The 14,303-nt window shown below is 71.3% G+C and carries 12 protein-coding genes; 5 read left to right on the top strand and 7 right to left on the bottom strand.

What is annotated here, in order from left to right; genetic code table 11:
- Positions 1 to 7 precede the first annotated feature (7 nt).
- Positions 8 to 427: a DUF5990 family protein gene (locus ACH4SP_RS16350; RefSeq protein WP_398415279.1), complete on the top strand. Its 420-nt coding sequence runs from the start codon at positions 8 to 10 to the stop codon at positions 425 to 427.
- 409 nt (positions 428 to 836) lie between these two features.
- Here ACH4SP_RS16350 and ACH4SP_RS16355 read toward each other — a convergent pair whose 3' ends face one another.
- From ACH4SP_RS16355 to ACH4SP_RS16365, 3 genes are all read right to left on the bottom strand, one after another.
- Positions 837 to 1,520, bottom strand: coding sequence for a DUF305 domain-containing protein (locus tag ACH4SP_RS16355; protein ID WP_398415281.1), 684 nt, complete (start codon positions 1,518 to 1,520; stop codon positions 837 to 839).
- Complete coding sequence (locus ACH4SP_RS16360) at positions 1,517 to 2,194, bottom strand: DUF3105 domain-containing protein (RefSeq protein ID WP_398415283.1); 678 nt, start codon at positions 2,192 to 2,194, stop codon at positions 1,517 to 1,519. The genes ACH4SP_RS16355 and ACH4SP_RS16360 overlap by 4 nt, the downstream gene beginning before the upstream one ends.
- 79 nt (positions 2,195 to 2,273) lie before the next feature.
- A complete protein-coding gene (locus ACH4SP_RS16365) occupies positions 2,274 to 2,645 on the bottom strand; it encodes a hypothetical protein (protein WP_398415285.1) in 372 nt (123 codons plus the stop codon).
- Between the two features lie 264 nt (positions 2,646 to 2,909).
- Between ACH4SP_RS16365 and ACH4SP_RS16370 the strand changes: the two genes are divergently transcribed.
- The 3 genes from ACH4SP_RS16370 to ACH4SP_RS16380 all read left to right on the top strand — a co-directional run bounded on the left by ACH4SP_RS16370 (position 2,910) and on the right by ACH4SP_RS16380 (position 5,617).
- On the top strand, positions 2,910 to 4,271 hold the full coding sequence (locus ACH4SP_RS16370; protein ID WP_189821854.1) for a glutamine synthetase family protein: 1,362 nt from the start codon (positions 2,910 to 2,912) through the stop codon (positions 4,269 to 4,271).
- An 83-nt stretch (positions 4,272 to 4,354) separates the two neighbouring features.
- Positions 4,355 to 5,092: an SAM-dependent methyltransferase gene (locus ACH4SP_RS16375; RefSeq protein WP_398415287.1), complete on the top strand. Its 738-nt coding sequence runs from the start codon at positions 4,355 to 4,357 to the stop codon at positions 5,090 to 5,092.
- Positions 5,093 to 5,101: 9 nt separating this feature from the next.
- A complete protein-coding gene (locus ACH4SP_RS16380) occupies positions 5,102 to 5,617 on the top strand; it encodes a DinB family protein (protein WP_398415289.1) in 516 nt (171 codons plus the stop codon).
- A gap of 122 nt (positions 5,618 to 5,739) precedes the next feature.
- Here ACH4SP_RS16380 and ACH4SP_RS16385 read toward each other — a convergent pair whose 3' ends face one another.
- From ACH4SP_RS16385 to ACH4SP_RS16400, 4 genes are all read right to left on the bottom strand, one after another.
- Complete coding sequence (locus ACH4SP_RS16385; protein ID WP_398415291.1) at positions 5,740 to 8,730, bottom strand: bifunctional [glutamine synthetase] adenylyltransferase/[glutamine synthetase]-adenylyl-L-tyrosine phosphorylase; 2,991 nt, start codon at positions 8,728 to 8,730, stop codon at positions 5,740 to 5,742.
- Between the two features lie 251 nt (positions 8,731 to 8,981).
- Entirely contained in the window at positions 8,982 to 9,875 is an 894-nt protein-coding gene (locus ACH4SP_RS16390; RefSeq protein ID WP_398415293.1) for a phosphatase PAP2 family protein, read from the bottom strand.
- Between the two features lie 74 nt (positions 9,876 to 9,949).
- On the bottom strand, positions 9,950 to 10,969 hold the full coding sequence (locus ACH4SP_RS16395) for a LacI family DNA-binding transcriptional regulator (RefSeq protein WP_398415295.1): 1,020 nt from the start codon (positions 10,967 to 10,969) through the stop codon (positions 9,950 to 9,952).
- Between the two features lie 23 nt (positions 10,970 to 10,992).
- Positions 10,993 to 12,726: a glycoside hydrolase family 13 protein gene (locus tag ACH4SP_RS16400; RefSeq protein WP_398415296.1), complete on the bottom strand. Its 1,734-nt coding sequence runs from the start codon at positions 12,724 to 12,726 to the stop codon at positions 10,993 to 10,995.
- Between the two features lie 303 nt (positions 12,727 to 13,029).
- On the opposite strand from ACH4SP_RS16400, the gene ACH4SP_RS16405 reads away from it, so the two are divergent.
- Positions 13,030 to 14,301, top strand: coding sequence for an extracellular solute-binding protein (locus tag ACH4SP_RS16405; protein WP_398415298.1), 1,272 nt, complete (start codon positions 13,030 to 13,032; stop codon positions 14,299 to 14,301).
- Positions 14,302 to 14,303 lie beyond the last annotated feature (2 nt).

Genomic DNA, 14,303 nt, shown 5'->3' on the forward strand with positions numbered 1-14,303 from the left:
TGGAGACATGACCGAACTGAAGGTGCGGATCGTGGGCCACGACCTGCCGGGGGCCGAGTGCGGCGAGTTCCGGGAGGTGCACGTCGCCGTGCAGCGGAAGAAGGACCCCGAGGGGCTGGTGCGGGGGGACGCGGCAGAAGCGGTGTGGGAGTTTCCGGTGGAGGTGGTGCGGGGGCGCGACGGGGGAGTGGACTTCAAGGGACCGCATGTGCAGGGGCGGCCGGGGGAGCGGTTCGTGTATCTGACGTGGGGGGAGGTGGGGGAGGACGGGGAGTTCGAGATGTTCCGCCGGGCGAAGATCTTCCTGGCGGATCTGCCGGGGGAACTGGTCGCCTCGGGCGAGGCGGAGGGGCGCGTCGGGCTGACGGACGGGGCGGGGATGCCGTTGTGTGCGGGGGTGCGGCCGCCGGGGATCGTGTGGGGGTAGGGGATACCCCGGTCCGGCCCCGGTCCGGCCCCGGTCCGGCCCCGGTCCGGCCCCGGTCCGGCCCCGGTCCGGCCCCGGTCCGGCCCCGGTCCGGCCCCGGCCATGCGCCCCGGTCCGGCCCCGGCCATGCGGGCCCGGCCCCGGCCCCGGCCATGCGGGCCCGAGCCGGCCCGGGGCGCATCGGTGCGGGCTGCTTGGCGCAGGGCGGCGGGGCTTCGTGCGAGTGCGTCGTGGCTGGCCGCCGGGGCGAGTGGTCTTCGTGCGGGTGCGTCGTGGCTGGTCGCGCAGTTCCCCGCGCCCCTAAATGCCTGCCCCTAGTGCCCGTGCGCCCTTGGCGGATATCGCCGTCTCCTTGGGCAGCGGGGGCGGCCCCCACGCGGAGCCCCGCCCTCCCGACCGCACGCGCTCGCTACCGCCCGCTCATCGCGCCCCTCTCCTTGAGCATTCCTGCCATCAGCTCCAGCTCCGCCCCCTGCGCATCCACCATCCCCCGTGCCAGTTCCCGTTCCGCCCCCACCGTGCACAGCTTGGCGCAGCCCTCGGCCATCGTGACGCCGCCCTTGTGGTGGGCGGTCATCAGTTGCAGGTAGCGGATCTCCGCCGCCTTCCCGTCCGCCTCGCTCAGCGCCTTCAGCTCGGCCCGGGTGGCCATCCCCGGCATCAGCCCGTCCGCCCGACCAGCACCGCCGGCGTGGCCGGAGTGCCCGGAAGGCCCCCCGAGCCACGCCATCTGGGGTGCGTCCGGCGACGCGATCTTGGGCAGGCCCCACAGGTCGAGCCAGCCCAGCAGCATGCCCCGCTGGTTGGCCTGCGTATTGGCGATGTCGTACGCGAGACGCCGTACGTCCGCGTCCTTCGTCCGGTCCCGTACGACGAACGACATCTCCACCGCCTGCTGATGGTGCGCCGCCATGTCCCGCGCGAACCCGGCGTCCGCCGAGCTCCCGTCAGGAGCGGACGACGCGACGGCAGCCGAGGCATCCGACCCCGAGGCATCCGTCCCCGAAGCCGCCCGCGTCACCGTCACCGCCCCCGCCACCACCGCCAGCGCGAACACCACCGCCCCCACCGCACGCCACCACGAGCGGGTCACTCCTGCATGCCCCCGCCCAGTACCGGAGCGCCGGAGGCGTCCAGCGTCACCCCGTTCGAGCATGCCGCGCCCGGCTCCGGGGTCTGCGGCCCCATCACGTACCGGGTGAAGAACCGGTTGACCCGCGGGTCGTCCGCCCCGTCCACCGTGACCTGCTTGCCCCACGCGCTCAGCATGATCGCCCCGGCCTGCTCAGGCAGCGGGCTCATCAGCGAGTACTGCGTCTTCTTGACCTTCGCGGCCAGCTTGTCGAGGTCGGCCTTCGGGGCCTTGTCGTTGTACGTGACCCAGACCGCGCCGTGCTCCAGCGAGTGCACGGCGTTCATGGCGGGCACCGGCTTCGGGTAGACGTCGCCCTGGCAGTTCATCCACGCCTGGTGGTGGTTGCCGCCGACCGGCGGGGTCATCGGGTAGGTGACCTGCTGGGTGACGTGGGTGCGGCCCAGCTTCTTCGCGTCCCAGACCTTCTCGTCCTTGATGGGGCCCTTGGCGTCGGCGACCTCGCTCTTCTTCTTGTCCGACTCCTTGGTGAAGACGTACGCGCCGAAGCCGAGCAGACCGGCCAGGACGGCGCCGCCGACGCCGAACGCGATGATCTTGTTACGGCGGTCGCGCGACCTCTCGGCGCGCCGCATCTCTTCTATTCGGGCCTTGCGGGAGGTGTCGACGGACATGGTGAACATCCTTCGCTGGGAGGGGAGTTGCGGGAATCCGTACGCTCGGCGCCAGGTGCTCGGTGCGCCGATCCCGCTCCTACCTCCGCAGCACCATCAGCACGTACGGCCCCGGGGCCCGCGCCCACGTCCCGTCCCCGCGCGCCACCTTTGCCGTCCCGCCGTCGCCCCCGTGCCGCACCGGCAGCGCCACGGCGCCCGGCGGCGTGTCCAGCGGCGGAACGGTCAGTACCGCGGGCGCCGCGTGCGGGAAGAGACCGCAACCGCCTTGGTCGTACGGGCAGTTGTACGCGGCCGACGGCGGAGCGGCGGTCTCGGCCCGCGCCGGGGTCAGGCAGACCAGCAGCGCGCCGAGGAGGGCCGCGACGGCGCACAGAAGGGCCACGCCGCGCCTGACGCGTGCGGCGTGTGCGCTGGTGCCCCTGGTGCGGAAGTGCCGTAAGCCCCCCATGAGGCGCGATCGTAACGGCCACCTCGCCGTACGTCACCAGTAAGTGCCGGCCCGGGGATCGGTGAGACGCTGAGGCCGTACGGATCCGCCGGGTTCCCCCCGCCGCAGCGATACAGCCCCAGTGACCCCGCCCCAGTGACCCCGCCACGGTGAGCAGGGGCGGTCCGCAATCTGCCCGAAACCGTGTGGTGGGATGCTGGGGAGCCCCCAGTGTGTCCCGAGGCGTGGGAGCAGGCGGCCTGACCAGCAAGGATGGAAGTGAAAATGGACAAGCAGCAGGAATTCGTGCTCCGTACGTTGGAGGAGCGGGACATCCGCTTCGTACGCCTGTGGTTCACCGATGTGCTCGGCTTCCTGAAGTCGGTCGCGGTGGCCCCCGCCGAGCTGGAACAGGCCTTCGACGAGGGCATCGGCTTCGACGGCTCCGCCATCGAGGGCTTCGCCCGGGTCTACGAGTCCGACATGATCGCCAAGCCGGACCCGAGCACCTTCCAGATCCTCCCCTGGCGCGCCGAGGCCCCGGGCACCGCCCGGATGTTCTGCGACATCCTGATGCCGGACGGCTCGCCGTCCTTCGCGGACCCGCGCTATGTCCTCAAGCGGATCCTCAACAAGACCTCCGACCTCGGCTTCACCTTCTACACCCACCCCGAGATCGAGTTCTTCCTCCTCAAGGACAAGCCGCTGGACGGCTCCAAGCCCGTCCCCGCCGACAACTCCGGCTACTTCGACCACACCCCGCAGAACGTCGGCATGGACTTCCGCCGCCAGGCGATCACCATGCTCGAATCGATGGGCATCTCGGTCGAGTTCAGCCACCACGAGGGCGCCCCCGGCCAGCAGGAGATCGACCTCCGCTACGCCGACGCGCTCTCCACGGCCGACAACATCATGACCTTCCGCCTGGTCATGAAGCAGGTGGCGCTGGAGCAGGGCGTGCAGGCCACCTTCATGCCGAAGCCGTTCTCCGAGTTCCCCGGCTCCGGCATGCACACGCACCTCTCGCTCTTCGAGGGCGACCGCAACGCCTTCTACGAGTCGGGCGCCGAGTACCAGCTCTCCAAGGTGGGCCGCTCCTTCATCGCGGGCCTGCTCAAGCACGCCGCCGAGATCTCCGCCGTGACGAATCAGTGGGTCAACTCCTACAAGCGGATCTGGGGCGGCTCGGCCCGCACGGCCGGTTCCGGCGGCGAGGCCCCCTCGTACATCTGCTGGGGTCACAACAACCGCTCCGCCCTGATCCGCGTCCCGATGTACAAGCCCGGCAAGACGGGTTCGTCGCGGGTGGAGGTGCGGTCGATCGACTCGGGCGCGAACCCCTACCTGACGTACGCGGTCCTGCTCGCCGCCGGCCTCAAGGGCATCGAGGAGGGTTACGAACTCCCGCCGGGCGCCGACGACGACGTCTGGGCCCTCTCCGACGCCGAGCGCCGTGCCATGGGCATCGAGCCCCTCCCGCAGAACCTCGGCGAGGCCATCGCCCTGATGGAACGCAGCGAGCTGGTCGCCGAGACCCTCGGCGAGCACGTCTTCGACTTCTTCCTCCGCAACAAGAAGCAGGAGTGGGAGGAGTACCGCTCCGAGGTCACCGCCTTCGAGCTGCGGAAGAACCTGCCGGTGCTGTAAGTGCCTTGCCCGTCGCACCCGTTGACCGTCCTTGTGGCCGAAAAACGGGTGCGGCGACGGTACGGCGCTGAGATCCTGCCCGGATGGAACGTTCTCGCAGGTCCCAGCTGGCTCACGCGCACCACCCGATCGCCGCCCCGCTCGACGACGACGCCGTACGGCGGCTCATCGGGCGAGCCGTCACCCGGGACGGCGCACGCCTCCTCGATCTCGGCTGCGGCCAGGCGGAATGGCTGATCCGGGCGTTGGAGGCACACCCCGGTGCGACGGCGGTCGGCGTCGACATCGCGGGGAACGCGCTGGCGGAGGCGCGGGCGCAGGCCGACGCGCGCGGCGTCGGCGACCGGCTCGAACTCCTGGAGGCGTCCGCCGCGGACTTCACCTCCGACCGGCCCTTCGACGTCGTGATCAGCGTCGGCGCCGTGCACGCCTTCGGCGGCCTGCTCCCCACCCTCGCCACGGCCCGCGAGCACCTCGCTCCGGGCGGGTCCGTGCTGGTCGGCGACGCGTACTTCCTCACCGACCCGACCCCCGAGGCCGTGGAGATGCTCGGCGACTACGAGGACCTGGCGACGACGGTGGAGAACATCGCGGCCGACGGCTGGGCCCCCGTCTACGGCCATCTCAGCACGCGCCACGAGCTCGACGACTACGAGTGGTACTGGACGGGCTCGCTCGCCGAATGGGCCCTGGACCACCCCGACGACCCGGACAGCGCGGCGGCCCTGGAGGCCTCGGCGGTGCACCGCACCGAATGGCTGCGCGGCTACCGCGACTGCTTCGGCTTCCACACCCTCGTACTGCGCCCGACGAAAGGCTGACCGGCCCTCATGAACACCGGTGACAACCGCCCCGAACCGCCCAAGCGCGGCACCGAACGCGAAATGCTCCGCGCCTACCTGGACTTCCACCGTGCCACCCTCGCCATGAAGTGCGAGGGGCTGGACGACGAGGAGCTGCGGCAGCGGTCGATGCCGCCGTCGACGCTGTCGCTGCTGGGTCTCGTACGGCACATGGCGGAGGTCGAGAGGACCTGGTTCCGGCGCGTCGTCAACCAGGAGAAGGACATTCCGCACCTCTGGTCCGACAAGGGCGACTACCAGGAGGCGTACGACGCGGGCACCTCCACGCGCGGCGAGGTGTTCGCCGCCTGGGAGGCGGAGGTGGAGCACTCCCGCCGCATCGAGCGGGAGGCGGAGTCGCTGGACGTGTACGCCCACTTCGCGCGGTGGGGCGAGGACGTGTCGCTGAGGTGGGTGATGCTGCACCTGATCCATGAGTACGCGCGGCACAACGGGCACGCGGACTTCCTGCGGGAAGGCGTGGACGGGGTGGTGGGCGCGTAGCTCAAGCGGGGCTGGGGGCCGCATGCAGGGGCGCGGGGCAGCATCGTTCTGCGGCTGCGCCGCGTGGGCGCGACCGGCCACAACGAACCCGCACCGTGCCCGCCCGCCCACCGGCCCCTGCGCTACGCCCCGTAGAACCGCTCCTCCATGACCGCCCGCGCGCGCCGCGTGATCCGCCGGTAGTCGTCCAGCATGTCGCCGACGTGGCCCGTCTCGTAGCCCAAGTACCGGCCCATGGCGGCCAGTTCGCGGCCGTCCGACGGGAAGGTGTCGCCGGCGCGGCCGCGTACCAGCATCACACCGTTGCGCACCCGGGAGGCCAGCACCCAGGCCTCGTCGAGGATCTGGGCCTCCTCGGTCGGGATCAGCCCGGCCCTGTGGGCCGCGGTCAGTGCTTCCCTCGTGCGGGAGGTGCGCAGGCCGGGTTCCGCCCAGCCGTGCTGCATCTGCATCAGCTGGACCGTCCACTCGACGTCGCTCAGACCCCCGCGCCCCAGCTTCGTGTGGAGCGTCGGGTCGGCGCCGCGCGGCATCCGCTCCGACTCCATACGGGCCTTCAGCCGGCGGATCTCGCGGACCGCGTCCTCGCCGAGCCCCTCCATCGGGTAGCGCAGCGGGTCGATCAGCTCGATGAAGCGGCCGCCCAGTTCCAGGTCGCCCGCCATCGGTTCGGCGCGCAGCAGGGCCTGGCTCTCCCAGACCAGGGACCACCGCCGGTAGTACGCCTCGTACGACTTCAGGGAGCGGACCAGCGGGCCGCTCTTGCCCTCCGGGCGCAGATCCGCGTCGATCATCAACGGCGGGTCGGCGGTGGGGAGTTGGAGGAGCCTGCGCATCTCGGTGACGACCTTGTTGGCGGCCCGTGCCGCCTCCTGCTCGTCGACGCCCTCGCGCGGCTCGTGGACGAACAGGACGTCGGCGTCCGACCCGTAACCCATCTCGCGCCCGCCGAAGCGGCCCATGCCGATGACGGCGAAGCGGGTCGGCAGCTCGTCGCCCCACTGCGCACGCACCGCCGCCCGCAGGGCGCCCGCGAGGGTCGCCGCGTTGAGGGCGGTCAGGGCCCCGCCGACCCGGTCGACGAGAGCGCCGGGGTCGGATTCGGCGGGACTGTCCTCCGTACCGTACGAGCCGATGATGTCGGCCGCGGTGGTACGGAACAGCTCGCGGCGCCGCACCCCGCGCGCCGCCGCGACGGCGGCCTCGGCGCCGTCGGCGCGGCCCACCGCGGCCAGCACCTCCTGCTCCAGGTGCTCGCGGGTGCGCGGGTTGAGGCCCTTGGGGTCGCCGAGGATGGCGACCGCCTCGGGGGCGCGCAGCAGGAGGTCGGGGGCGAGGCGTCCGGCGGAGAGGACGCGGGCGAGGTTCTCGGCGGCCGCGCCCTCGTCGCGCAGCAGCCGCAGGTACCAGGGGGTCTTGCCCAGCGCGTCCGACACCTTGCGGAAGCCGAGCAGTCCGGCGTCCGGGTCCGCCGAGTCCGCGAACCAGCCGAGCAGCACGGGCAGCAGGGTGCGCTGGATGGCGGCCTTGCGGGTCACGCCGGAGGACAGGGCCTCCAGGTGGCGCAGGGCGCCGACCGGGTCCGCGTACCCGAGCGCCTGGAGCCGCTGCCCCGCGGCCCGCGGGCTCAGCCGGGTCTCGCCGGGGGCGAGCCCGGCGACGGCGTCGAGGAGCGGCCGGTAGAACAGCTTCTCGTGCAGTCGGCGCACGACGGCCGCGTGCCGCCGCCACACCTGCTGGAGCTCGGTGACGGGCTCCCCGCGCAGCCCCAGCGAACGCCCGAGGCGCCGCAGGTCCGCCTCCTCCTCGGGGACGAGGTGGGTGCGCCGCAGCCGGTAGAGCTGGATCCGGTGCTCCAGCTGCCGCAGGAACCGGTACGCCGCGTCGAGCTGCGCGGCGTCCGCCCGCCCCACGTAACCCCCCGCGGCGAGCGCCTGCAGGGCCTCCAGCGTCGAACCGCTGTGCAGCGACGCGTCGCTCCTGCCGTGCACCAGCTGGAGCAGCTGCACGGCGAACTCGACGTCGCGCAGCCCGCCGGGCCCGAGCTTCAGCTCCCGCTCGACCTGCCCCGCCGGGATGTTGTCGACGACCCGGCGGCGCATCTTCTGCACGTCGGGGACGAAGTTCTCGCGCTCGGCGGCCTGCCACACCATGGGGGACAGCGCCTCGACGTACTCCTCGCCGAGGGCGGGGTCACCGGCCACCGGGCGGGCCTTGAGCAGCGCCTGGAACTCCCAGGTCTTCGCCCAGCGCTGGTAGTACGCGACATGGCTGGAGAGGGTACGGACCAGGGGCCCGTTGCGGCCCTCGGGGCGGAGGTTGGCATCCACCGGCCAGATGGTGCCCTCGACGGTGGTCTCCGAACAGATCCGCATGAGGTGCGAGGCGAGACGGGTCGCGGCCCGCATCGCCCGGGTCTCGTCCACGCCGTCCAGCGCCTCCGCGACGAAGATCACGTCCACGTCGGAGACGTAGTTCAGCTCGTGACCCCCGCACTTGCCCATCGCGATCACGGCGAGACGGCACAGCGCGTCGTCCTCCGGGGCGGCGCCGCGGGCGATCGCGAGAGCGGCGCGGAGGGTGGCCGTCGCGAGGTCGGCGAGCTCGGCGGCGGTCTCCGCGACGTCCGTCGTCCCGCACACGTCACGCGCAGCTATCGTCAGCAGGCACTGCCGGTAGGCCACCCGCAGTGCCACCGGGTCGGCGGCGGCGGCGAGCCCGTGCTCGAACTCGGCCACCCCGGGGTGCAGGTCCGTCGCCTCGTACCTGAGCAGGGCGTGCCAGTCGGAGGGGTGCCGGGCGAGGTGGTCGGCGAGGGCCTCGGAGGTGCCGAGGACCCCGAGCAGCCGGTCCCGCAGGGGTTTCGCGGCGACGAGGGTACGGAGGAACTCCTGCCGGTCGTCGTCGCCCGGCTGGGCCTCCGAGAGCCGTACGAGGCCGCGCAGCGCAAGGTCAGGATCGGCGGTCGCGCCGAGGGCGTCGAGCAGGACGGGGTCGTGGCGGACGAGGGCGAGGGAATCGTCGTCGAGGAGCCGCTCGGAGGCGGCGGGATCGGTGAAACCGAGCCGGATGAGGCGCGTGAAGGTGCTGCTGCGGCGTCCGGGGGCGGTCATCGGATTCCCTGCCTTTTGCTCGGCGCTGGCGGTGTGGGTCCGAGCCTATGGGCTGGCGGGGCACCTCAGCCCGTCCGGCGTTTGAGGACGCGCGGACGCAGTCCGTGCACCGGGCGCAGCCCGGGACGCCGGCCCCCACCGGGGCGAGCTTGTGCGGCCGCGAGAGGGCGTGCTCCGCGCGAGGGGCCGCCCCCTTGCCCACCCGTCCCGCCCCAGGGGGCGGCCCCTGTGCCCAAGGGGGCTGGGCATCTCTATGCCCGCGCAGGAAGCAGGCGTCCCGGGCCGCTGCCCGAGAGCACCTTCGGCAGCCGGTGCGGCAGCGACCCGTACCACGCGTAGACGAACGCGTACCCGAAGGAGAGGCAGAGCAGCCCGCCCACCGCGTCCAGCCAGAAGTGGTTGGCCGTCGCGACGATCACGACCAGCGTCAGCGTCGGGTACAGCAGCCCGAGGATCCTGGCCCACGGCGCCGAAGCCAGGAAGAAGATCGTCAGCCCGCACCACGTCGACCACCCGATGTGCATCGAGGGCATCGCCGCGTACTGGTTCGACATGTTCTTGAGGTCGCCCGAGGCCATCGATCCCCACGTGTGGTGGACCAGCACGGTGTCGACGAAGCCGCCGCCGTTCATCAGCCGCGGCGGAGCGAGCGGGTACAGGTAGTAGCCGACCAGCGCGACACCGGTCGTGGCGAACAGGATCGTGCGCGCCGCCGCGTACCGCCCCGGCTGCCACCGGAACAGCCACACCAGCACGCCGATCGTCACGAGGAAGTGCAGCGTCGCGTAGTAGTAGTTCATCGACACGATCAGCCAGGTCACCGAGTCGACCGCATGGTTGATCGTCTTCTCGACGGCGATTCCGAGGTCGTTCTCGACCTTCCAGATCCAGTCGGCGTTGGCGAGCGCCTTCGCCTTCTGCTCGGGGACCGCGTTGCGGATCATCGAGTAGATCCAGTAGCTGATCACGATCAGCAGGAGCTCGAACCAGATGCGCGGGCGGCGCGGCGACCGGATGCGTGCGACGAGGGAGGCGGCCTTGGAACGGGCCCCTGGCTCCCCGCCGTCGCTCACCGTGGGTGACGGGATGGTGGCCCTCTGGTCGGCCGCCCGGCCTGCCTCGGTTCTCGTGGTCGCTTCACCCATGAGAGATGAGTCTGCCAGATCGTTATCCGGTACCGATCATCCTCCGGTGGGTTCCGGCCCGCCCCGCGTACGACTCAAGGACGAGGTCCCGAGGCGGTTGACCCGCGGACGACGAGTTCCGGCATGAACACGAATTCGCTGTGCGGGGCGGGGGTCCCGCCGACCTCTTCGAGCAGCGCGCGGACGGCCGCCTGGCCCATCGCGGTCACCGGCTTGCGGATGGTCGTCAGCGGCGGATCGGTGAACGCTATGAGCGGCGAGTCGTCGAAGCCGACCACCGACACGTCACGCGGTACGTCGAGACCCAGCCGCCGTACCGCCCGTATCGCCCCGAGCGCCATCATGTCGCTCGCGCAGACGACCGCCGTGCAGCCCCGTTCGATGAGCGCGGAGGCCGCGGCCTGCCCGCCCTCCAGTGTGTAGAGGGAGTGCTGGATCAGCTCCTCCGCCTCCTCGGCCGAGAGACCGAGCCGCTCCTGCATGCTGCTGCGGAAGCCCTCGATCTTGCGCAGTACGGGCACGAACCGCTTGGGCCCGACGGCAAGACCGATCCGGGTGTGCCCCAGCGCCGCCAGGTGCGTCACCGCGAGCCGCATCGCGGCGCGGTCGTCCGGCGAGATGAACGGGGCCTGCACCTTCGGCGAGAAACCGTCGACGAGGACGAAGGGGACGCCCTGCGCGCGCAGCTGCTCGTACCGCTGGGTGTCGGCCGTGGTGTCGGCGTGCAGTCCTGAGACGAAGATGATGCCGGAGACGCCGCGCGCGACGAGCATCTCCGTCAGCTCGTCCTCGGTGGAGCCGCCGGGGGTCTGGGTGGCGAGCACCGGTGTGTAGCCCTGGCGGGTCAGCGCCTGCCCTATCACCTGGGCGAGCGCGGGAAAGATGGGGTTCTCCAGCTCGGGGGTGATGAGCCCGACGAGGCCCGCGCTGAGCCGGCGCAGCCGGACGGGTCGCTCGTACCCGAGGACGTCGAGTGCGGCGAGTACGGATTCGCGGGTGGCCGAGGCAACACCCGGTTTGCCGTTCAGTACCCGGCTGACCGTCGCTTCGCTGACCCCCGCCTGGGCTGCGATGTCGGCTAGCCGTGCGGTCATGGAAGGGGACCTTACCGGGCGGCTCACGGGATTGCCCACCAAGTGCACGTATCTGCCGGAAGGGTGAGGGTTCCCCCTTCGGCGGCGAGGTCCGCGGAGGTGACCAGCAGCCTTCCGGGGGTGGGGAGTTCGACGGGTTCGGTACCTGTGTTGAGGAGGCAGCGGAAGCCGGGGCGGACGAAGTCGAGCACCCCGGCCGCCGGCGAGGGACGCCACTCCATCCCGCCGTCGCCCAGGCCCGGCAGCTCCTTGCGCCGTGCGAGCGCCGTGCGGTACAGCTCCAGCGTCGAGCCCTCCGCACCGGTCTGCGCCGCCACCGACAGGCCCGCCCAGGAAGCGGGCTGCGGAAGCCAGCTGCCCGTGCCGGAGCCTGTGCCCGCGTCCGTACCTGTGCCCGTACTTGTGCCCGTGTCCGTACCCGTGCCCGTGTCCTCTCCGGTCCCGCCGCTGCCGAAGCCGTACGGTGCCCGGTCGCCCTCCCACGGGATCGGCACGCGGCACCCGTCGCGCAGCCCGTCCTGGCCGTCGGTGCGGAAGAAGGAGGGGTCCTGGCGGGCCTCGTCGGGCAGGTCCCGCACCTCGGGCAGGCCCAGCTCCTCGCCCTGGTAGAGGTACGTGGAACCCGGCAGCGCCAGCATCAGCAGGGCCGCGGCGCGGGCCCGCCGCAGCCCCTTCGCGTAGTCGTCGGCCCCGTACCGGGTCAGGTGGCGCACCACGTCGTGGTTGGACAGCACCCAGGTCGTGGGGGCCCCGACCGAACCGGTGGCGGCGAGCGACGCGTCGACGACCGCCCGCATCGCCGTCGCGTCCCAAGGGCAGGTGAGGAACTGGAAGTTGAAGGCCTGGTGCAGCTCGTCGGGGCGCACGTACAGCGCGAGCCGCTCGGGGGACGGCGCCCACGCCTCGGCGACACCGATCCGCTCCCCTTCGTACGAGTCGAGCAGTCGCCGCCACCCGCGGTGGATGGCGTGCACCCCGTCCTGGTCGAAGAACGGGAGGACCTGCGAGCCGATCATCTTCGCCTGCTCTCGGGCCCCGATGTCCGGCATTCCGGCGGCCTTGACCATGCCGTGCGCGACGTCGACGCGGAAGCCGTCGACGCCCCGGTCCAGCCAGAACCGCAGGATCGAGTCGAACTCGGCGTGCACGGCCGGGTTCTCCCAGTTGAGGTCGGGCTGCTGCGGGGCGAACAGGTGCAGGTACCAGGAGCCGTCCGCGACCCGGGTCCAGGCGGGGCCGCCGAACACCGACTCCCAGTCGTTGGGCGGGAGTTCGCCGTCCGTCCCCCGCCCCTGCCGGAAGTGGTAGAGGTCGCGCTCCGGGCCACCGGCCAGCGCCGCCCGGAACCACTCGTGTTGGTCGGAGGTGTGGTTGGGGACCACGTCCACGATGACACGCAGGCCCAACCCGTGGGCGCTGTCGATGAGTTGCACCGCGTCGTCCAGCGTGCCGAAGAGCGGGTCGACCGCCCGGTAGTCCGCGACGTCGTAGCCGCCGTCCGCCTGCGGCGAGGCGTAGAAAGGGGTCAGCCACACCGCGTCCACCCCCAGCCGCGCCAGATGCGGCAGGCGCGCCCGGATGCCGGGCAGATCCCCGATGCCGTCCCCATTGCTGTCGGCGAAGGACCGGACGTACACCTGATAGATGACGGCATCGCGCCACCACCGCGAGGCGAAGGGGCGGGGCTCGGCGCTGGGCTCCGTGAGGCCCACGGGGTCCGCGGGGCTCTCGGGGTTCACAGTGCGCAGGAGGCTCATGGGGCTGCTCGCTCTCGTACGGGCTCCGGTGTCGGCAACTACGGGATCAACGCCGGTGCCCTCGATAAGTAACAGCCTTGCAAGTTCTTGCGAATGCTCTGAGAGGTCCGCCCGGTCGGCCGTCACAGCCACTCTGACCAGTCCTGCAAGGGGTCCTGCGGCAATCCGCAGGACACGCCGATGTAACGATCCACCCCCCTTGCAGAAATTTCCCGCAAACTCTTTCGGACTTCTTTCAGGCTTGTTACGTTCCTCCACGACCCGGCGCCGCGACGGAGCGGTACGGCAGTTGAAGGAGTTCAGATGCGACGTGGCATAGCAGCCACCGCCCTGGTCGCGACCCTGGCGCTCGCGGCGACGGCTTGCGGCGGCGACAGTGACGGCCCGAGCAAGGGGTCGGGCGGCGAGCTCTCCGGCGAGGTCACCTGGTGGGACACCTCCACGGTCGGCAGCGAGGACAAGGTCTTCAAGAAGATCGCCGCGGACTTCACCAAGAAGCACCCCAAGGTCACCGTCAAGTACGTCAGCGTGCCCTTCGGCGACGCGCAGAACAAGTTCAAGAACGCCGCTCAGGCGGGCTCCGGCGCCCCCGACGTGATGCGCGCCGACGTCGCCTGGACCCCCGACTTCGCGGACCTCGGCTACCTGGCCCCGCTGGACGGCACCACCGCCCTGAAGAACGCGGGCGACTTCCTCCCGCAGGCCGCGGCGTCCACGAAGTACAAGGACAAGACGTACGCCGTCCCGCAGGTCATCGACTCCATGGGCATCTTCTACAACAAGAAGATGCTGAAGGACGCGGGTGTCGAAGTCCCCAGGAGCATCCCCGAGTTGAAGGCCGCCGCGAAGAAGATCAAGGAGAAGACCGGCAAGACCGGCATGTACCTGCGCGGCGACGACGCGTACTACTTCCTCTCCTTCCTGTACGGCGAGGGCGGCGACCTGGTCGACGCCAAGAACAAGAAGGTCACCGTCGACGGCCCGGCCGGCGTCAAGGCCTTCCAGGTGGTCAAGGACCTGGTCGCATCGGGCACCGCCAAGACGGACGCCGGCGACGGTTACGAGAACCAGCAGAAGGCGTTCAAGTCCGGCGACGTCGCGATGATGATCAACGGTCCGTGGGCGCTCTCCGACACGTACACCGGTGACCAGTTCAAGGACAGGGCCAACCTGGGCATCGCCCCCGTCCCGGCCGGTTCCGTCAAGCAGGGCGCCCCGCAGGGCGGCCACAACCTCGGTGTCTACGCGGGCTCCAAGAACCTCGACGCGTCCTACGCCTTCGTCGAGTACATGAGCTCCGCCGAGGTCCAGACGAAGGTCGCCAAGGAGCTGAGCCTGCTGCCGACCCGCACCTCCGTCTACTCCCAGCCGGACGTCGCCAAGAACGCGGACGTCGCCTTCTTCAAGCCGGTCGTCGAGAAGGCCGTCGAGCGCCAGTGGATCCCCGAGAACGGCAGCCTCTTCGAGCCGCTCAAGGTCCAGTACTCGAACGTCCTCACCGGCCAGTCCACTCCGGAGGCGGGCGCCAAGGCCACCGGGGACGCGTACCGCAAGCTGCTCAAGGGCTGGAAGTAGGA

The organism is Streptomyces sp. NPDC021093, from assembly GCF_044333135.1.
GTDB lineage: Bacteria > Actinomycetota > Actinomycetes > Streptomycetales > Streptomycetaceae > Streptomyces.